Annotated in this window: 14 protein-coding genes; 3 read left to right on the forward strand and 11 right to left on the reverse strand. The window is 54.8% G+C overall.

Annotated features, from left to right (window positions below):
* Positions 1-32: 32 nt before the first annotated feature.
* Both SH467x_RS14975 and SH467x_RS14980 read right to left on the reverse strand, forming a co-directional pair.
* Positions 33-1130 carry a hypothetical protein gene (locus tag SH467x_RS14975; RefSeq protein WP_482367917.1) on the reverse strand — a complete coding sequence of 366 codons (1098 nt, stop codon included), beginning with the start codon at positions 1128-1130 and terminating at the stop codon, positions 33-35.
* A 79-nt stretch (positions 1131-1209) separates the two neighbouring features.
* Positions 1210-2865, reverse strand: coding sequence for a putative manganese-dependent inorganic diphosphatase (locus SH467x_RS14980; RefSeq protein WP_482367918.1), 1656 nt, complete (start codon positions 2863-2865; stop codon positions 1210-1212).
* A 311-nt stretch (positions 2866-3176) separates the two neighbouring features.
* On the opposite strand from SH467x_RS14980, the gene thrS reads away from it, so the two are divergent.
* Together thrS and SH467x_RS14990 are read left to right on the forward strand one after the other, a co-directional pair.
* The gene (gene thrS / locus SH467x_RS14985; protein WP_482367919.1) at positions 3177-5369 is read left to right on the forward strand and encodes a threonine--tRNA ligase; all 2193 of its coding nucleotides are present in this window, start codon (positions 3177-3179) and stop codon (positions 5367-5369) included.
* A gap of 83 nt (positions 5370-5452) precedes the next feature.
* Complete coding sequence (locus SH467x_RS14990) at positions 5453-5734, forward strand: hypothetical protein (protein WP_482367920.1); 282 nt, start codon at positions 5453-5455, stop codon at positions 5732-5734.
* 29 nt (positions 5735-5763) lie between these two features.
* On the opposite strand, the gene SH467x_RS14995 is transcribed toward SH467x_RS14990, so the two are convergent.
* A complete protein-coding gene (locus tag SH467x_RS14995; RefSeq protein WP_482367921.1) occupies positions 5764-8859 on the reverse strand; it encodes an FtsK/SpoIIIE family DNA translocase in 3096 nt (1031 codons plus the stop codon).
* A gap of 128 nt (positions 8860-8987) precedes the next feature.
* Between SH467x_RS14995 and truB the strand changes: the two genes are divergently transcribed.
* Positions 8988-9911, forward strand: coding sequence for a tRNA pseudouridine(55) synthase TruB (gene truB / locus SH467x_RS15000; protein WP_482367922.1), 924 nt, complete (start codon positions 8988-8990; stop codon positions 9909-9911).
* A gap of 6 nt (positions 9912-9917) precedes the next feature.
* Here the strand turns inward: truB and SH467x_RS15005 are convergent, their stop codons facing one another.
* The 8 genes from SH467x_RS15005 to SH467x_RS15040 all read right to left on the reverse strand — a co-directional run bounded on the left by SH467x_RS15005 (position 9918) and on the right by SH467x_RS15040 (position 19518).
* Complete coding sequence (locus SH467x_RS15005; RefSeq protein ID WP_482367923.1) at positions 9918-10403, reverse strand: ExbD/TolR family protein; 486 nt, start codon at positions 10401-10403, stop codon at positions 9918-9920.
* 5 nt (positions 10404-10408) lie between these two features.
* The gene (locus SH467x_RS15010) at positions 10409-10846 is read right to left on the reverse strand and encodes an ExbD/TolR family protein (RefSeq protein WP_482367924.1); all 438 of its coding nucleotides are present in this window, start codon (positions 10844-10846) and stop codon (positions 10409-10411) included.
* A 64-nt stretch (positions 10847-10910) separates the two neighbouring features.
* Positions 10911-11657 (reverse strand): MotA/TolQ/ExbB proton channel family protein, encoded by a 747-nt coding sequence (locus tag SH467x_RS15015; RefSeq protein WP_482367925.1) that lies wholly within the window; start codon positions 11655-11657, stop codon positions 10911-10913.
* A 64-nt stretch (positions 11658-11721) separates the two neighbouring features.
* Positions 11722-12795: a tetratricopeptide repeat protein gene (locus SH467x_RS15020; protein WP_482367926.1), complete on the reverse strand. Its 1074-nt coding sequence runs from the start codon at positions 12793-12795 to the stop codon at positions 11722-11724.
* Between the two features lie 69 nt (positions 12796-12864).
* Positions 12865-15900, reverse strand: coding sequence for a hypothetical protein (locus SH467x_RS15025; RefSeq protein WP_482367927.1), 3036 nt, complete (start codon positions 15898-15900; stop codon positions 12865-12867).
* 180 nt (positions 15901-16080) lie between these two features.
* On the reverse strand, positions 16081-17493 hold the full coding sequence (gene larC / locus SH467x_RS15030) for a nickel pincer cofactor biosynthesis protein LarC (protein ID WP_482367928.1): 1413 nt from the start codon (positions 17491-17493) through the stop codon (positions 16081-16083).
* Positions 17494-17518: 25 nt separating this feature from the next.
* Positions 17519-18442, reverse strand: coding sequence for a dihydrodipicolinate synthase family protein (locus tag SH467x_RS15035; protein WP_482367929.1), 924 nt, complete (start codon positions 18440-18442; stop codon positions 17519-17521).
* A gap of 35 nt (positions 18443-18477) precedes the next feature.
* Positions 18478-19518, reverse strand: a complete 1041-nt coding sequence (locus SH467x_RS15040) for a TIGR00266 family protein (RefSeq protein WP_482367930.1) — start codon at positions 19516-19518, stop codon at positions 18478-18480.
* Positions 19519-19615: the final 97 nt, after the last annotated feature.

Below are 19615 nucleotides of genomic sequence, written 5' to 3' on the forward strand. Positions count from 1 at the left end.
TTCCTTTCGCTCCAAATGGACAGAGGAGGAGTTTAGCGAACGAAGAAAGGAACGGGAGGGAGAAATGCGTGTTGCAGAAGGAAAACCGCTGCCCCTTCCCAAGAGGTAAAGCGTGCGAGGTAAAGAGCTCCGACATAGAGGAGCACGATCGCCAATCGAAATGGCCACACCAAGTAGCGAGAAAACCACCAAGCCCGTTCGCCTGATTCGTTGGCGCGTTTCCAGGCCCAACCGATTGCGATGCGAGCCGGGAAAATGAAAAGCACAAAGAACAAAGTGAGGATCCACTCGAGCTCTTCCGGGATCCGTTCGATTCGGAGGATGTAGAGGGGCGTTGCAAAGACGAGCAACACACCGAGCGAAATGGTTAACGTCCAAGGGGATTGGAAGTAGGCTTGGCGGATGTCTCTTACCCTCAAAAAGCTTCGAAAGTCCCCTGTCTTTGCAAACTCGACTTGCACATAAGGCAATCGGCTTACAACCCAGACCATTCCGATCGCGCCGATAAGTCCCAGAATTCCCTTACCGGCATTCTGCGCACCGGTCAGCGAGAGAATCATCAAACTCGCGGGCAATGCCAACCATATCAAAGCTCCGATCGAAGCCAGAAAACCTCGGCCAATCAAATGGATCAGGTGCAGGGATCGCAAACCCGACCAAAGCCGATCTTCGGCCAGATGCCAAAAGTCCCGACGAAAAACGCTTTTTGCCAAACGAACGGGAGCCGGCCAGAGAAAATCTCTCAGTCTCCCACCGCGCACGGCGGCCCAAAGGATCCATACGATCCACAGAAGAGTGAGGGCCATCGCTGCGATTCGAAGCCGCGGGCCTTGAGAACCGTTCGGTTCAATCAATGCAGCCGTGTAGGCGAGATCGGCGACAAACCAGACGGGAAGCCACGTCAACCCGATCATCGCGAGCGCGAGTACCAATCTCCGAGCTTGGGAAGCCCCTGGGAAGCACTCCGTCCAAGGTCGGTTGTTCGCTATCCTGGCGGAGCATTCCAGCATGTATCCCAGGCTTGCGAACTGCAAGATCGGGATGGTGGCACAAAGGCTGAGCAAAATCGTCAGGCTGATATAACTGCCCACTCCTCGCGAAAGGGCGGCCAAGCCGCGAAGCAGAAACATATTCGGGTTCCTCTGTGGACGTGTCGCCAGCGTGAATCGCTCCCCTGGTTCGCTCGCCGAACTTCGGTCTTGGAATAAATCAATGACGCTGCGAGGTTTCGATCAACTGGGCGATCAGTGGCAGGAGTTGCTTCTTGCGACTCACCACGTTATCGAGCTGATATAGATTCCGATCGAGACGAGGATAATTGATCTCGTCCCACTCTTCGGATTCATGCGAGAGGAGCAATAGCGAACCATTGCTTACGACATCGGTTACCAGGAGAGCGGAAAACTCCAGTTTACAGCTCTCGGCCATTGCCTCTAATGCCGTTCGCAAATCATCTTTGCGGTCCCAGAAAAGATCGAATCCAATCTCCTCGATTTGTGAGATCGAAAAACGGATGCCGTGCTCGACGAATTCTTTGCAGTCTTCTCGAACGACCTCTTCGGCAGTGCATGTTCGAAGCGCGGAACCGATTTCAAAAAACTCTTTGGCATACTCTTCCAAATCGATTTCAACGAATCCTCGCAACCATTTGAGGATATCGCGATCGACATCCGTCGTTGTCGGGGAACGCAGGAATAGTGTATCGGAGATTATCCCAGCAGCCATGCAAAGGGCGATACCTGGTTTCGGCATGATTCCCCAAGCTCGGAATTGACGTGCGACGAGCGTGCAGGTCGACCCAACCGGCTCGTTGATGAAACGAATCGGCTGCGTTGACTTCAGGCCACCACCGAGTCGATGGTGGTCGAGGACTTCGATAATGTCGGCTTCGTCAGCGCCATTGACCGCTTGGCTGAGTTCGTTGTGATCGACCAGGATCAAGCGTGGCTTAGGGGGATTTACCAAATCCGATTTGGAAAGAACTCCGACCAAGGTTCCGGAATCATTGACGACAGGAAAGATCGGTTCGTTCGAGTTCTCTACGATCGCGCGGGCTTCGTCGATCGGTTGTTTTGCATAGAGCGATATGTAGGTGTTGTCGACCGCGGAGTCGATGAACTGCGCGGACTTGATTCGCATGGTTGTCGTGGCCGTATCGAACGGGCTCTGGATCACCGCCACATTTCTGGCTTGTGCGAGCTGCACCAAACCCGACGACAACGAGTAGCCACCCGTGACGACCAAGGCTCGGACTCCGTGCTCGATCGCCGGCAATTGGATGGTCGGTCTGTCGCCGCTCACGACGAGCAATCGTTCGGCAGGAAAGCGTTGCATTCGCTCGGTGAAGCCACCCGCGCTCATGGCACCCACCATGACCAAGAGCTCATCGTGTTGGGCCGGTTCGATCGAGTGTTGGAATGTTCCTCCGATGATTTCACAGATCTTAGAAAGGCTTGTTCGAACGGTTCTTGTCTTGAGAGGGTCCCGATCGTCCCTGAAGATCAAATCCATCAACTGCAGCAGGGAGAGGACCCCGATCACTTTGCGTTGGTCGTCGATCACAGGGATCGCCCGAAGATCGTGCTCCTTCATCCGCTGGTAGACCTCGTAAAACACGTCGCCATAGGAGGCCGTCGTGACATTTCGCTGGCAGACATCCTCCACTTCCGGACGAACGTCCATCACCAAACGAGGTGGTGCGACCTTGGCACGTCGGAGCAGATACTCGGTCCGTTTGTTGGGGGTGCCGCAGGATGCCGCGATCGCTTCGGGGCGAGTGGTTTGCTGCAAAAGGTCCGCGTAAGCGATAGCGGAACAGATTGCGTCGGTGTCAGGGTTGCGGTGGCCGAATACTAAAACGGTCATAGGTACAGAAACGACTTTAGAGCCAGTGATGGGGAGCAATGGTGAATGGACGATTTCGTGCAGGTTCAACAATACACACTTCCGCCCGCCGCTTCGAGTACAGTATCGATCTTTCTGATCCCAGGGAGTCGGAATGCCGCAGGGTAGTGGGATCCCGACGGCTTTTCCCTTTGGCAACCCCCTATTGCAAAGTGACGCCTGTATCGCGAACATTGCGGACGAAAGAGGGTCATCTGTTCTGACGCTCATAACTCCATTTATCTCCTCCTGCGGCTGCGCCCAACTGTGCCGAGGGTAAGGAAAGGTTCATTATGCTGGAAATCCAATTGCCAGACGGCTCCGTTGTCCAACATCCCGATAACGCGAGTCCCCTTTCGGTGGCCGAATCGATCGGCTCTAGGCTTGCGAAAGCTGTCATCGCTGCGAAAGTTGGCGATCACGTGATCGATGCGACTCGCCCATTGCATGGGTTTGCTGGCAATGGGCCCATCCCCCTTCGCCTTCTCACCGAAAAAGACCCAGAAGCTCTCGGGGTACTCCGGCATTCCTGCGCACACGTGATGGCCCGGGCCATTATGAAGCTTTTTCCGGGCGTTTCGCTGGCGTTTGGTCCCACCATTAATAACGGCTTCTACTACGATTTCGATCTGCCCCGAAAACTGAGCGAAGAGGACTTCGCTGCCATCGAAGCGGAGATGGCGAAGATTGTTGAAAAAGGGGAACCGTTCGAGCAATTCTCTCTCGATCGCCAACAAGCGATCGAGCTGTGCAGCGACATGAAGCAGGCTCTCAAAGTCGAGCACATCCAGACCGGTCTCGCCTCCCACGATTCGCTCGGATTCTATCGCCAAGGGGAGTTCGTGGACCTCTGCCGCGGTCCCCATATCCCGGACGCGAGCCGCATCAAAGCGTTCAAAGTGATGAGCGTCGCGGGTTCGTACTGGAAAGGGGACGCGTCCGGCAAACAGCTTCAGCGGGTCTACGGTACCGCCTGGTTCAGTCAGAAAGACATGCAGGCATATCTCGACCAAGTCGAAGAGGCGAAGAAGCGAGATCACCGAGTCATCGGCAAGAAACTGGGGCTGTTCCAAATCAGCGCCGAAGTGGGGCAAGGCATGTGTCTTTGGCTTCCAAAGGGGGCGCGCATTCGCAGTTTGCTCGAAGATTTCTTGCGCAAAGAGATGCTCAAACGGGGCTACGAACCGGTCTACAGCCCTCACTTGGGCCGCGTCGAACTCTACGAAACCAGCGGTCACTTTCCTTATTACCGCGATAGTCAATTCCCACCCCTCTTCGCCAGCGATGCCGGTGCATTGGTCGATGCTTGGATCCGCCGTCTCGAGGAGCCAAACGGATTGCAGCAAGCTCATGAAGTCGCGTTTCTCCAATCCGCCGAAGTTCTCGGTTGCGAACTAAAGGGGTACGATCCTTTGTCGCCAGTCTCGGATCGGGTCGCGATCTTGCAGCATTGGCAGCGACAACATGAACGTTACTTGGTCAAGCCGATGAACTGCCCGCATCACGCGCAGATTTTCAAAGCGGCCCCTCGATCCTATAAGCAGCTCCCGCTGCGGCTCTTCGAATTTGGCACCGTGTATCGCTTTGAACAAACCGGTGAGCTGAACGGTATGCTCCGCGTTCGAGGGCTGACTCAAGACGATGCGCACATCTTCTGCACCGCGGACCAAGTCGAACAGGAGTTTCGCAACACCATCGAATTGACTCGATTGGTGCTCGAATCGGTTGGACTGAAGGACTATCGCGTGCAATTGTCCCTTCGCGACCCGAAGAGCGACAAATACGTAGGTTCCGAAGAGAATTGGCAAAAGGCCGAAGCAGCCTTGCGTCGCGTCCTCACCGAGTCCGGCCTAAATTTCTCTGCCGCCGAAGGAGAAGCGGCTTTCTACGGGCCCAAAGCGGACTTCATGGTCCGCGATTGCATCGGTCGACAATGGCAGCTCGGCACCGTTCAGCTCGATTACAACTTGCCGGAACGATTCCAGCTGGAATATGTCGGAGCGGATAACAAAACCCACCGGCCGGTCATGATTCACCGCGCTCCGTTTGGTTCCATGGAGCGATTTGTAGGCATGCTGACCGAGCACTTCGCGGGCGCCTTTCCGATGTGGTTGGCCCCTGAACAAGTTCGTATCTGCCCGCTAAGCGAGAAGTCGAACGACTACGCGATCGAGTTGGAGAAGCGATTCACCGACGCTGGATTCCGAGTCACTACCGATCTGCGTGGTGCGAAAGTCCAAGCCAAGATTCGCGATGCTCAACTGGAACTCATCCCCTATATGGCCGTCGTGGGACCGCGCGAAGCGGAAACCCAATCCATCGCGCTTCGGGATCGGATCTCCGGCGAACTTGGAACCATGCCTGTCACCGAAGTTCTCGAGCTGTTGGGCGAGGAAGTACGCGAGCGCCGGATCCGTCAAGTCGCGGAAAACAAACTGGCGGCTACAGCCGACGAACCTCAAGAAACGGCGGAGAACGAATACTAAGCGACTATAATGAGCGCTCAATCGGTTGTTGGTTCGTCGATTCGTGTCGATCAAATTTCCAAAATCACTTCGGTGTAAATATCATGGCAAACGAACTTCCAACGCGCAGCGCTGACAAGATTCTGAGTGAAGAGTATCTCGTCGCGCGCGCGAAAATTCTGGAGCTTGCAGCAACTTTGGATCGATTGGCCCGTGCACCGGGTGAAGTCGATTCGCTTCCGCAAAAGAAGCTCTTGGACCAAGCCATGAAGATCTTGATCGATCACGAAGGAGACAAAGCGAGACGCGTTCAGCTATTGCTCAGTCGACAATATGAATCCGATTGGCGGGCCAAGCTCGAGGTCGACGCAGGTCGAGCACGCTAGACGCGATGTCGAGCTGGAGACTGCGCGGCTCACTCGTCGTCTTGCCAGATGATTTCGTCATCCTCTCCCTCGGACCCTACAAAGGCTTCCTCGGATTCTGATTTGTTTCGACTCTTCCGTTTCTTGCTCGATTTCGGTGGTTTGGCTTCGCTCAATCCTTCATCGCGACGCGTCTTCTTTCCCCGGCCCTTGCTAGTTGGAGCGGGTTCTCCCTCCGCGTTGGCTCGCATTTCCTCCCATTGCTGAATGGTGATCTGCACTTCACGCGCTTGCGATCCGTTGTACTCTCCGACGATTCCGTCCTCGGCCATGAAGTCGATCAATCGGGCTGCTCGACCGTAACCGACTCCTAACGCGCGCTGCAACAACGAACAACTGCCCCGTCCTTCGCGGACCACGATGTCCACTGCCGCCTCGTAGAGATCATCCCGTTTCTTGAAACTCCCTGGCTTCACCCCTTCCCCTTCGTCTTTGTTCACTTTGAGCTGTACAAGTTCTTGAACAAAGTTCTGTACACCGCCCATGCTGCAGTGGTCGACAATTGCGTTGATTTCATCGTCGCTCAAATAGGTGCCTTGACCGCGCAGCAGTTGGCTCGTTCCCGGCCACAGGAATAGCATGTCTCCATTGCCCAGCAGTTTGTCCGCTCCCATCTCGTCGAGTACGACGCGGCTATCGGTCCGGCTAGCAACTTGGAAACTGATTCGAGCTGGCAGATTGCTCTTGATCAAACCCGTGATGACATCGACGGTCGGTTTTTGGGTGGCGAGGATCAAATGGATTCCCACCGCTCGGCTCTTTTGGGCCAATCGAATGATGTGCGCTTCGACTTCCTTTCCTGCTGTCATCATCAAGTCGGCCATTTCGTCGACGACGATGACGATGAAGGGAAGATGATCCGGGATAAGATCCGCTTCGTCATCGTTCTCCGGCTTCAAGCGATCCAGCAGCTCTTCCCGGCCCAGTTGGTTGTAGTTGGTCAAATGCCGAACGCCCGCACGCGCGAGGAGTGCGTAGCGCTCTTCCATTTTGTCGACAGCCCAGGCCAAAATAGCTTCCGCTTTTCGCATGTCGATGACGACCGGGTGCATGAGGTGTGGCAAGCGTCCGTAGCAACTGAGCTCGACCATCTTTGGGTCGATCATCAGCATGCGAACTTCATCAGGCCGCCTCGTCATCAAAATCGAGGAAATGATCGAGTTCAAGCAAACGGATTTTCCTGTACCTGTTCGACCGGCGATGAGCAAGTGAGGGAGACTGGCCAAGTCGACCGTGAGGGATTTACCCGATACGTCTTTCCCGAGGAACAGCGGGATCTTTTGCTTACGAATCTGCGGGCCGCTTTCCTCGATCACCTCGCGCATCCGCACGATCTGCCGTTTCTCATTGGGTACTTCGATCCCTACGCTGTTCTTTCCGGGAATAGGCGCGACGATACGAACGCTGGGGACTCGTAGGGCGATGGCCAAGTCATCGGCCAGACCGGTAATCTTGCTCAATCGCAGTCCGGCTTCGAGCTCGATTTCGTATTGGGCAATCACCGGCCCCGTTTCGACTTCGACTACGCGAACGTTGAAACCGAAGTTGGCGAAGGTCTGCTCCAGCACTTTGGCCTTTCGCTTCACCTCTTCGGTTTGTTCGTCATACGAGATATCGTCCGATTCGGTGAGGAGATCGAGACCTGGGAGCGCGTACTCCTCGGTCCCTTCAGGAAGCTTCGTGTCGTCCATTTCCTGAAGTGAGTCCGCAGGATCTTCTTCGACAGGTTCTTCCTCGGGGGGCGGTTCCTTTTTCTTGGACGGCCCCGTCTTGATCTTGGGAACCCTTTCCTCGATGTGCGTCGCGTCGGAACGGATCGTCAGGCTCCGCTTTTTGCGAGGTTCAGGTGGAACGATTTCCTCAGGCTCTTCGTCTTCGGTGTGGACCTCATCCTCTTCGCCGTCGTCATAGTCTCCTTCGTCCTCCTCCGAGTACTCACCATCCTCGTCGTATTCTTCGTCCTCTGCGTACTCGTATTCGTCATCGAGTTCCTCGTCGCTGTCGAGGAGCTCATCATCCGGTGGTGCCGAACCATTTTTCTTCGCATCCCCCAAAAGCCCACCTGCAATCGCGGGGAGTGTCGGGGGAGCTTTGGGTTTTGGGAACGAAAGATCGGTTCGGACGGATGCCTTCGCATCCGATGCCAAATCGCTCGCGCTGATGGTCGCGCTAGCCCGTCGGCCAATCCGAATCTGGGGGCCATCGGGGCCATCGTGGTGTTGGTCCTGCAGCGATTCTTCCTCCGATTCGTAGTTCGCCTCGGGTTCCTTGGAAGGTCCCGCAAGGGCTTGAGTTACGCTTTCCACGGCGTTTCGGATCGCAGACATTCCGATCACACTCGTCGATCTGGGTGCAGCCGTTTGTTCAACCATGGCCGAGACAGAGGTTGGATCCTGTCGCATGGTGACTGAATTGGGAAGATCGGCGCGTTTAGGAGAGAAAACGCCTGAGAGAAGCTCTTTGTGACGGCGCCATGTCCACGTTGGTATACGAAAGTAGCGTGCTGCGATAAGGCTACCTGTGGCGGCATAGCCGAAGTAACGGACGAGGGCGTATTCGGTACTTAGCAACATTCCTCCTGCGAAGGTACCGAGAACGAGGATAGTCCCTCCCGCATGGGCGAGATGGTTATCCATCCAAAGATTGCAAAGGGTACCCAAGTAACCACCTGCCCCAATCGGCACGGGAATGCTTGGCTGCATTCCAAGTCGTCCTGGCAAACAGCAAACGCTCAGGAGTATGAGGGACCAACCCATTGATCGACCTAACGACGAGGCCCAAGGCTTTTGTCGGAGCATGACGATCCCGGAGAGGACCATCAAGCCGGCGATCAAGTAGGCGCCGATCCCGGTGGATTGCAAGAGAATATCGCTGATCAACGCACCGACATAGCCACAACTATTCTGAATCGACTCGTTCGCCGGATAGGCCGGTGCGATCGGCGTGTAGAGTGTCTGGACGATGCGGGGCATATCACCGAGATTGTCTGCTGCGTCGTGCGAGAGGAGCGATAGCCACACGAGTGACGATGCAGCAAACATGACGACTGCAGCGACATCCCAGCGAACCGATCTTTGGTTTTCCATCACTCCACACTCCAGAAGAGGGCGATACAATTTCCCATTGTCCTCCTTCGGCAAAAGTCTCCGATTTCCTCCAAAGAACCGCGAATTGCCTAGCCTTCGCGTTACAACCCGTACAATCCACCTACAAAATGTTCGGACTGCTTCCTCTTTATAAACCGAGCGGTCCCACGAGCCGTGACTGCGTGAATCACGTACAACGCTTGATGAAGCCCGTGAAAGTAGGGCATGCCGGGACCCTCGATCCCATTGCATCCGGCGTTCTTCTCCTCTTGGTCGGCAACGCGGTGCGACTCACCGAGGAGTACCACGAACTGGATAAGGAATACATCGGATCGTTCCAGCTCGGCCGCACCAGCCCGTCGGTGGATACCGAAACGACTTGCTCGGTCCTGCCTAACGTTCCGAATTTCACTCGAGACGATCTGAATTCGGTGCTACCGCAATTCCTAGGTGAGATCGAGCAGATTCCTCCAGCGTACTCTGCCGTTCGAATCGATGGGGAGCGCGCATACGACTTGGCACGAAGCGGAAAGCCGATCGAGATGCCCTCTCGGAAGGTCTCTATTTCCTGCATCGAAGTTCTCTCGCTCTCCCTGGAGACCGATTCGATTCCCTCGATGACGCTTCGGATCGTATGTGGGACGGGAACTTACATCCGTTCTCTGGGACGAGATATTGCGAGGGCTCTTGGAAGCGATGCCGTCATGAGCTCGCTCGAGAGAACGCGCGTCGGGGCATTTTGTTCTCCAGCAACGATTCGCATGGACGCATTAAAGGATCGTCATGACATCGCGCGCGCTCTCATTCCTCCTCAATGGGGGCTGGGGCAACTGCCACAAGTGACGCTCGAGGAGGATGTGCTGAATCGATTTCGGATGGGGCAGAAATTGAAGTCTGCTTGCATACCGGAGTTACCGATTGCATCTGAGGTTCTGGCTATAGATTCCAGCGGTCGTCTGCGGGCCGTGCTCCGGTTCGTGCCGCATGACTCTTTAGAAGAAGGGCCAAGGGATTCGGGAGTTTGGCGAACGGAGAAGTTCTTCAACGATTGATCGCGATCAAGGCTGCGGCTTTCGTGGCGGAGCAAACTTGATCCGTTCCACCAACCGAGTCACTTCGTCGCCTTGCTTTTGCCCCGTCACGGCCGTGATCGCTTGTACGACGTGCACGTACCGAAGGCTGTAATCCAAGTCGATCTCGACCTCAGGCCCCTCTTCAGGGCTAGGAGGGGCTATTCCACCGGTCAGTTGGAGGATGAACTCTCGCAGCTTGCCGAAATCGGAACCGAAGGATTGCTGATCATTGATGACAATATCAGCAAGTTCCCCATCGGCATTGGCGCGAAGCCTTAGCTTGATCGGAATACTCGTGTTATCGGGAGAGCCTGCTCCGCCCCCCAGGGGCATCCGAATGTTAAAATCCCCTTCTTGTGCAACAATCTTGAAGGTCATGATGAAGAAGATAAGAAGCAGGAAGATCACGTCGATCATCGAAGTGAGCTGCAATTCCACTTTTTCATTGGAGCGTTTACCGCGAAATTTCATGGTGCTTAGTCTTGCTCCTTGACCCGTAGGGTGAACTGTTCAAAACCAAGCTCCTGGCATCGCTTGATCAAATCCTGCAGCACGCCTCCCGGGGTGTTTTGGTCCGCTCGGATGATGAGATTGGCTGTCTTGGCCGATTCGCCATTTCCCTCTAGCACCGTGATTTCTGTGCGAAGGAGGGGTGCAATGGACTCCACCGTCGCGGTGCTGGAGCCCATGTAGATGGCGGAATTCGAACCCAAGTGAATATAGATCGAATTCTTTAGGGGCGCATCGGCTGGTTTCGCAAGCTCGCTGGTGGGGAGTTTGATTTTGTCGTTTTGATCATCCTGGGAGAAGTTGATCAGAACCATGAAAAAGATAATGAGCTGAAAGACCATGTCGATCATGGACGTCATATCCATTTCGGCCGCTTTCGCCTCGAATCGTTGTTTGAATTTCATGTCTTGCCCTACCTGCTCGCGACAGACCGTTCGATGCTCCCAACCGTTCCAAACGTGGAGGCCACTACTTCACGAAGGGCACAAACTTTTCGAGAAGGTCTTCCGACTGAACTCCGGCCAGCAACGTGTTGCGTTGCACTCGATTTCGGAGGATGTTGTAAACGGTGATCGCCGGAATGGCGAGCATGAGTCCAACCAACGTCGTGTAGAGCGCTTGCTCAATCCCACCTGCCAGTTCATTGGGCTTGGGAGTTTGAGCGCTCGCAGCGATTTTTCCGAAGGAGGTCACCATCCCTTGAACGGTACCGAGGAGACCCACCATCGGGGCAATGTTGCCGATGAGTGCCAAATAGCCGAGCAAATGCTCGAGCTTCATGATTTCCGCTTCGCCGATGATCTGCATGGCTTCGTAGGCATCTTCCTTGCCTTTTTGAAGCTTACCCAATCCCGCCGTCAGAACTTGTCCGAGGAAACTATCGTCGGCTTGGACTAAGTCGACGGCGGCCTGCGCGTTCTTTTCAGCCAAGCTCGCTTCGATGCCTTGGACCAAGTCATCGGGGATGAAATTGCTCTTTTGCACCGCAAGGATCGCTCGGACCACCAACGCAACCAAGATGATCGACATGATCAAAAAGGTAATCGCGTAGGAGGCGCCGAGGGCCACCCAAGTCTTGACAAGCATGTTTTGCTGGGCGGGAGCTGCGGGTTCCTGAGCATAGAGGGCTCCCGTCAACAAGAACCAACTCACGGCGCATGGCAAGGTAATACGTGTCCAGGCTGCGAAACTCGAACGGAAGGAAGCAAAACGCATGAAAGTCTCCAAGACTACCGACTAGGAAAACGGTGACGAGATAGATGGAGGATAAACCCTAAGACTACTTTTTGGCCCATGAGGAGTTCGGGTACAGCTTGACCAATTCGGATTTGGCATCGGCTGCGCGGAGCGGTTCTCCAAGTTTGCTCCAGAGCACCGACAAATTGTACAGTGCTTCGGCATGGGCATCGGCTTGGGTGGAGTAAAGCAAGTGGGTTTTTAGGAAGGAAAGGAGCGCTTCTTGATGGTTATTCTGGCTTGCATAGATCGCACCCAGGCTATTGAACAAGGCTGCGAATAATTCTGCATCGGATGAATCCCCTTCATCGACCATTTTTTCTAGCGAAGCGACTGCGTCCTTCCCTTTACCTTGCGCGGCATCGCATTGGATCAGTCCGATTGCGGCCATTTTTTGAATCTTGAGCATGGGGGCATCTGCGACGCTCGCTTGAGTGACCGCCGCTAATTTGCTTCGCGCTTCGTCGACCTCTCCTTGCAGAAGCAATGCTTTTCCTTGCAGGTAGCCCCCTCTCAATTTGAGTTCGGGGAACGGAGCGCCAGCAACAGCCCCGTAATAACGAGAGGCCTGATTGGGAACTCCGAGGGCGATCGCTAAATTACCTAGTGTTTCGGATGCCGCGTAAAAGTTAGGAGAGCTTGGATAGGTTTTGGCCCAGTCCAAAAGCAACTTTGTGGCATTCACCAAATCTCCCTTCCCTCGCATGGCTTGGGCTGCAGCGAGATAGGCTTTGTAAAATCCGAAGTCCTCTTTCATCGCGTCGGTTTTCAAAGCCGAGACTGCGACGTCCGCGATCTCCGTCTCCGCTTGATCGTATTGGCCTTGAACAATACTGTCCTTGGCTCGCGATAACGATTGAGGTTCTCCATCGTAAACGACCCTTTCGACATCGATCGTATCAAATGATTGCGTCGTTCCTCGGTTGGATTCCAGCACGATCTTATCCCGGGTTCGCTCGGTGATGCGCCCCGTTGCGGCTGCACCTCCTTTAGTGGGGAAGACGCGATCGCGATCTTGTGACATGGCGTTCGATGTCGAAATCAACAAGACGGCGAGCCAAGTCCAAATCGTTCGTCCAGGGATGGGGTTCGTCCGATTGGTCAATGAAGAGAACATATCGTGGTTTGTCGCAAGGGGTAAGTTGGATTGGGTTGTAGCGTCGTGTGAAGTGGATCAGGGGAATCGTTAGCGATTCAAATCCTGTTGAATTTCCGCTTCCAGCCGCTCGAATTTCGACTTGAATTCTGGGGTTCCAAAGTTGGGGTGCAGTACTTTGGTTTGACGTATAACGGTCATGGCCCGGTTGAGTTCCTTCTTACGGGCTTCGGGATCGGTCTCCAGCAAACTGCTTGCTCGTTGGCATGTCGCAATGTTGAGACGAGCTTCGAAGTAGATGTCGCGGAAGCTCTCTTCCTTGACGCGTGTTGCAGTGAGTTGCGCGATCCGATTCCAACCCCAAATCGTATTGGTACCTTTTTCGTTGGGCTCGGTTCCCGCCCAAGCTTTGTAGAGCAAATCTTTGTCGCGGTTGCCTCCCCAGGCCTGCAGATTCTTTGCGGCAGCAATTTGAAACGTCACGTTCATCGGTGTTTGTTTCAAAGCATCGACAAAGATCTTATGCGCCTCTTCATATTTTCCAGCACCTGCCCGGGCCATCGCGATCCGCATTTGAAACTCTTCCGGCTTGCGATTCGCTGCCGCAATCTCTTCTACGGACTTGGCTGCGATCTTGCTGTACGCTTGGTCTGCGATCTCCATCAACTCTTTTGCTTGGACGGCGAGCCCGGGTACTTTTTGCAAGTTGCTAGCCAAAACGAAAACAGAACTGCCTGCTGAATCGAGGACGCTGATATCGGACGTGAGCGCAACAAGCTGTTGCACCAACACACCTAGCGCTCCCCCTAATCGCGCCTGATCCTCCAAACTGCTGGTCTGTGCAACTTTGGTCGTAATCGAGTAGGCCAAGTTTCGCAGGGCGTTGGTCAACAAGGTGTCGTCGGTACCTGCCAAGGCCTTCATGCGATCGACCGTTGCCGTCAATTGCTGAGGATCAAGCGGTTTTCCATTAGGTTGTCCCGCGGCCTGCACCATAGCCTGTAATCGAAGTTTGAAGGCTTCCAGCCTATCTTTGGCTTCCAGTTTGTCGTTCGCCTCCATCAACGTCAAAGTTCCTTTTTTAGGATCGTTGAGAATTTGATTGGCTTCGTCGATGCGATCGGATGCAAGATAGATGGCTGCAAGGGCATTGGCTCCATGGATGGAGACGCTATCGGCCTTGTTAGCAGAGAGCTTCTCCCAAGCTCCTTGGAGGAGGGACTCGGCTTTCGCGAGAAGGGCCTTGTCCTCGGCGGTTTCCTCCGTCTTGTTGGTTCGATGGTCCGCTGAGCGCAATTGGTAGTCGCGCCAAAGCATCTGCCCCAACAGGCTTGCTCCGCCGGTCGAGTTTCCGCCTGACATTTCGACATAGCGCTCGGCGTCCTCGTACTTTTTCTCGCGGATGGACAGGGTGACAAGCACATCGACCGCATTGCGGCTCGCGTCGGTACCCGGAGCGATTTCGAGCAAGAGTTTGGCGATACTTTCCAAGGTCGGTATCAGGCCCGCTTGTTGATCTTTCGGTGTTGCGTCGATGAGACGAGAGAGGGAGACCAACGCAAATTCGCCGCATTGGACAGCTTTGTCCGTATTGCGATCGGCCTGCAGGACGGCTTGCGAGACGGCCAGGGCTTCCCAGATCTTATCGGTTCGCAGGTAGAGATACGCCAGAAAGTACTTGCTCTCCAGCAAAGCCTCGCGACCATCGGCCTCGCGATAGAGTTCGATCGATCGGCGATAGAGCGCGATGGCCTGTTCGCGATCCCGCGCGACGTCTGCAGCAAGTTTGTCGATGTCGTCGGCGGAAGCATTTTGCTGCTTCAGGATGGGGAGAGTGCGTTCGCTATTTTCGGCCCGCTCCAGTCGCGTCTTGGCTGCCGCAGTCGCTTCTTGAAAACTTTTCGTGTCGGGCAACGCCTCGTCGTTGGCTGGCGCGGTGTCGAACCCCAATTCGGACAAACCCTTCGCGGCTTGTTCCTTGTGTGGCCCGCTGATTTTCAACAGACTTTGATAGGTCTCGCGGGCAGCTTTGCGGTTGTTGCGAAAGAGGTTTCCGTCCTTCCCTTCGTTAAGCGTTTTACCATACGCTAAACGCGCATCTGCTAATGCCAGTTGCAACTCGATGCCCTGCGGTTCGCTTCGTTCCTGGGCCGAAAGCGTTTTGGCAAGTTCTTCTCCTAAGTTGATGGCTGCTTCATATTTCGGAGGTTGTTGCGCCAACTCCAATCGTACGAGCCCTGCCGTCGCTTCGATTTTCCAAGTTCGAAAGATACCTGCTTCGTTGATCTCGGTCACACGGGTGAAGCTCTCTCTCGCTTCCTTTCCTTTGCCGAGCTTCGCTTGGACTTGCCCGCGATACAGCAAACAAAGTATGCGTCGCCCGGCTTCGCGAGAAGAGGTGGTTGTCTTTTCAATGATCTCACTGAGTTTGGCTTCGGATTTTTCAAGCCATTGCTTCCAGTCGGATGAACCATCTGGGTAGGTCTGGCTCAAGAACTCGAGTGTCTTGGCGTGCAAGATCTCGGCTTGCCGGTATTCTTCCTGATAGCGATCCCTGAGGGCCTTGTCTTCCGTTGTTTGGGCTCGGTTACCGGCAAGATTTTGCAAGATCGGTTTGAGCTCTTCATTGATGCTCACATAGAGGGCGATGGCATCGTTGTACCCTTTGCGCGCTTTTTCTTTTAACTCTTCGGACTTGGCGGAGTTCTCTGGTTTTTTGCTCTCTTGAAAGGCAAACGCTGCGCGATCGCGAAGCAAATCTCCCAATCGTGTCTGGGCCTCGCTTTTGCGAGGGTGGGAACCTGCGGAAGTGAGGAAGCTGCGGAGTTGCTCTTCGAGTTGCCCCATCCTCGTCTCGATCTGATCGGGCTTTTGCAAGGTAAGGAGCGAGTCCTGCAAAAGACCAATCTTCTCCAACGGCAAATCGAGTCGAAGGCTTTCCGGAATCCGATTCCTTTTTTCCGCGATCTCAAGGTATTGGATACCTATGTCGTAGAGCTGCTCTTCCCGCAGTCGTTCCAAGAATCGTTTTGCAGGCTCCTCCGCGACCACCCAAGGTGCCGATGCGGCTCCGCAAGCGAACGCAAGGCAGGTCATCCAACCGGATCGATTCGAAAAAATAGACATCGCGAAAGGGTTCGATATCGAGAAAAGGGGAAAGCGAGATCCACTGGTTCAGTATAGCGTCTCGGGGCTTTCAAGTGCGGTATGGCTAGGCGTATGCAAACGGACGTTCTGCCTCCAGCTCCCCGTCACTTCCGTTGTCAACGCTACAAGCCGGAGCAATGTACTCACCCGAATGATCGATCAGGGCAAGTCCCTGTCTTCATCGCGAGGCCATGGGGCACTATCCCATCGATAAAAGGTATCTCGATCGATGGCTAAACGATCCTGGTCTTCCATCGCTGCTTGTTGTAATTCTAGATTCAGCGACACGGCTTGATTTTCGGGGGATGCGATGGCTGGTGCGATGGCTGGTAGGACGGGATCCGCCGGTGACTCCCTTTGTTCCGGTGGCAGGGAATGCTGTGGTTGCAGCGATTCCTCCGCGCGATAGGAGCGGACAACTTCGTCCACAACGTCTTGCAACCGCATCCCGTGTTCCTTGGCGATCCAACAGCAATCGTCATACTCGGGGGAGAAGTCGACTTCCCCGGTCGGAAGTTTGGACACTTTGCCTCGCACCAACCCCCATGGCGTATCGACACCGATCGATGCGCGCGGGAGCACCAACCGAGCTTGCTGGCGTATCCGAATACCTAACGTGCCGGTGTGACGGAACAACTCCGCCTCCATGGCTTGGCGATCTTCGCGCCTGCACAGGACAGTTAGCATGACGCCGGGGCGTTGTTTCTTCATCTGGATTGGAGTGGTGAAAACGTCTAAAGCCCCGGCTCTCCAAGCAGCCTCGATAGCGAATCCGATCCGCTCACCACTCACATCATCGAGATTCGTTTCCAGAACCCAGACCCTATCGGAATCCTCCGAAACGGCCCGCGTCGGAATCGCATGACCGATAAGGATCCGAAGCAGATTCGGGCGATCGGGGACCTCTCGGCTTCCCGCTCCGTAACCGATGCGGTTGACTTGCATCGCGGGCATTGGGCCATATTCGGATACCAATTCCGCCAAGAGAACCGCACCGGTGGGTGTGGTCATCTCGAAGGGTAGCCCGCATGGAGCAATGGGAATATCCCGAAGTAACTCGGCGGTCGCGGGAGCTGGCAACGGAACGATGCCATGAGCAATTTTGACCGTCCCGCTCCCTGTTGGAACCGGCGAAGCGACGGCCATATGGATATCGAGTTCGTCCCAAGCCACGGCGACGCCTACCATGTCGACGATCGAATCGATCGCACCCACCTCGTGAAAGTGGACTTGATCGATCGTTGTCCCATGCACTTTCGCTTCCACTCTGGCGAGTCGTTCGAAGAGTCGATGGGCGATCTCGGCAGCGTTTTTGCTCATCGCTGCGCGCCGGATCAATGCGAGGATATCGAGCAAATTGCGATGCGCGTGCTCTTTGGGATGTTCGATGACCAAATGCTGACCTCGAAATCCCTTCCGCGTTGCAGCCTCCGATCGAATCGATACTTGGGATAAACCCATGGAATGAACAACTTGCTGCACCGAGCTGAGCGACGCACCTGCATCTAAAAGTGCCGCCAGGGTCATATCCCCGCTGATTCCGCTGTGGCAATCGAAGTAAGCTATTCGCATGGTCGATCTGATCCCAAAGGGATGGTTAGCGTTGGATCCAGTCAAGGAATCCCATGGACTCGAGATCGCTTCGCAGTTGTTTCTTGGTCGCGTCGCAAATCGGATTGCATGGAAGACGTGGAGGTCCAATCGGCACGCCAACCATGTCCATGACCTCTTTCGCCGACGCGACATAGCTCACACTGAAGAGCTTGCGCACCAGCAGAACGCTGCGATATTGCTCGAGTCTCGCTGCTTCCAAATCGCCTCTCTGGTAGGCGGCATGAAGGCGATGGTAGATGGGAGCGGCGAAGTTGTACGTGCTCCCGACCGCACCCTTGGCACCGAGGCTCAAGGCCGCTAGTAAGGCCTCATCGCATCCGAAGGGTATGTCCCATGGGCCGCGCGGATGATGCAGAAGCTCTTGATACATCATCAAGTCGGAGTTGGTGAATTTCAGTCCCACCAAATTCGGAATGGCATCGGACGCTTTTTCCATGAACGAAGTCATCGAAAGTTGAACGCCGGTCATGGATGGAATGTCGTAAAAATAAAAAGGTAGCGTGGGGGCGGAACTGGCGATTTGCCCCATGCATTGAACCAGCGTATCGACGGAGTTTGGTTTGAAGTAGCTCGGGCTAAAGGCTGCCACAGCGATCGCACCAAGCTTCTGAGCTTGTTGGGCCAAGGTGCATGCATCGGTTAGGCAGTTGCCTCCCACATGGACCACGACTTGAATCGAAGAGCCTCGCGTGACCTCCATCCAGCGTTTGGCAAGAGCAATGCGTTCGTCCAAGCTTAAAGAATGGCACTCCCCTGTTGTCCCGCCGATGAAGACAAAGGGAACGCAATTGGCTTCCAAATGTGCCGCCTGCTTCTCCACGACTTCCAAATGGAGATCGCCGTTGGAGTGGAAAGGGGTATGCGTTGCAGCGACAAGACCGTGCAATGGGGTGTGGGGGATTGACATGAAGGTTTCGTCTGAGGGAGGAAAGGCCAGGTAATTTATTCTTGATTACCCATGAGTAAGCTGCCGAGTCCGAGGCCTCCGAGTACGGAGCCCTCTTCGGCATGTTTGCTGGTACCCCGCGCGGCGGAAACAATGCTGGATGCCAACCGGGAAAACGGAAGGCTTTGAAGCCAAATAGGACCTGGGCCTGTCACTGTCGCCATGAACAGCCCCTCGCCACCGAAGAGTGTGTTTTTAAAACCGCCGACAAACTGCACGTCGTAATCGACTGTGGGCCCAAGTGCCATCAAGCAACCGGTGTCCAGGCGGATCCTTTCGCCCGGCGCGAGCACGCGATGAACCATCGCGCCCCCTGCATGGACCAGCGCGATGCCGTCTCCGCGAATGCGTTGCATGATAAAACCTTCACCACCAAACAATCCCACGCCAATCTTCTTTTGGAATGCGATCGAAACTTGAAGCCCCTTTGCTCCACAAAGGAAAGCTCCCTTCTGGCAGATGATCTCTCCTCCCATTTGATCCAAATGCATGGGAGTGATCCGACCGATCGTCGGCGCGGCGAACGCGATATGTTCACGACCACGAGGATTGTTGTTCGTGAAAGTCGTCATGAAGAGTGACTCGCCCGTGAGAACGCGTTTCCCAGCCGAGACCACTTTGTTCCAAAAACCACCGCTGCTCGAAGGGTCGCCGAAAACGGTTTGCATTTCAATGCCCGACGTCATGTACATCATGGCTCCAGACTCGGCAATCACCGTCTCACCTGGGTCAAGCGTCACTTCGACGAACTGAGAGTCGTCCCCGTGAATGGTGTAATCGATCTGGTCGGAAACCCCTTGCTTACCCGAGGGGGATTGAAAAGTGCGATTGATAGGAAAAGCCGCCTGCCCGGAATGGGACGAAGGTGGGGGCGAAATCGGTGGCGGGGAAGCGGACAACGGTGCAATCGGAGCGGGAGTTGTTTCTTCTGTCGCTTCGAACACCTGGGAACAATCCTGACAGCGTACCGATTTACCAAGATGTTCAGGTGCAAGCCGATAGGCTTTGGTGCAATGGGGGCAGCGGATAGTGAGCATAGTGCAACCGGCAAAGAACTTCCGATCGAAAGGAAATGGGGTGTTAGGAGGCTCGCAAATTGTAACGCGTGCCCAGGAATGTCGGATAGCGGGCGAA

Origin of the sequence: Brakhagea slesvicensis (assembly GCF_052161625.1) — a bacterium.
In the GTDB taxonomy this organism is placed as follows: domain Bacteria; phylum Planctomycetota; class Planctomycetia; order Pirellulales; family Pirellulaceae; genus JBKCUI01.

What these genes read in the sequence shown, in the direction of transcription:
- SH467x_RS14975 (WP_482367917.1), bottom strand. Translation starts at nt 1,130, where the DNA reads ATGTTTCTGCTTCGCGGCTTGGCCGCCCTTTCGCGAGGAGTGGGCAGT.
- SH467x_RS14980 (WP_482367918.1), bottom strand. Translation starts at nt 2,865, where the DNA reads ATGACCGTTTTAGTATTCGGCCACCGCAACCCTGACACCGACGCAATC.
- thrS (WP_482367919.1), top strand. Translation starts at nt 3,177, where the DNA reads ATGCTGGAAATCCAATTGCCAGACGGCTCCGTTGTCCAACATCCCGAT.
- SH467x_RS14990 (WP_482367920.1), top strand. Translation starts at nt 5,453, where the DNA reads ATGGCAAACGAACTTCCAACGCGCAGCGCTGACAAGATTCTGAGTGAA.
- SH467x_RS14995 (WP_482367921.1), bottom strand. Translation starts at nt 8,859, where the DNA reads ATGGAAAACCAAAGATCGGTTCGCTGGGATGTCGCTGCAGTCGTCATG.
- truB (WP_482367922.1), top strand. Translation starts at nt 8,988, where the DNA reads ATGTTCGGACTGCTTCCTCTTTATAAACCGAGCGGTCCCACGAGCCGT.
- SH467x_RS15005 (WP_482367923.1), bottom strand. Translation starts at nt 10,403, where the DNA reads ATGAAATTTCGCGGTAAACGCTCCAATGAAAAAGTGGAATTGCAGCTC.
- SH467x_RS15010 (WP_482367924.1), bottom strand. Translation starts at nt 10,846, where the DNA reads ATGAAATTCAAACAACGATTCGAGGCGAAAGCGGCCGAAATGGATATG.
- SH467x_RS15015 (WP_482367925.1), bottom strand. Translation starts at nt 11,657, where the DNA reads ATGCGTTTTGCTTCCTTCCGTTCGAGTTTCGCAGCCTGGACACGTATT.
- SH467x_RS15020 (WP_482367926.1), bottom strand. Translation starts at nt 12,795, where the DNA reads ATGTTCTCTTCATTGACCAATCGGACGAACCCCATCCCTGGACGAACG.
- SH467x_RS15025 (WP_482367927.1), bottom strand. Translation starts at nt 15,900, where the DNA reads ATGTCTATTTTTTCGAATCGATCCGGTTGGATGACCTGCCTTGCGTTC.
- larC (WP_482367928.1), bottom strand. Translation starts at nt 17,493, where the DNA reads ATGCGAATAGCTTACTTCGATTGCCACAGCGGAATCAGCGGGGATATG.
- SH467x_RS15035 (WP_482367929.1), bottom strand. Translation starts at nt 18,442, where the DNA reads ATGTCAATCCCCCACACCCCATTGCACGGTCTTGTCGCTGCAACGCAT.
- SH467x_RS15040 (WP_482367930.1), bottom strand. Translation starts at nt 19,518, where the DNA reads ATGCTCACTATCCGCTGCCCCCATTGCACCAAAGCCTATCGGCTTGCA.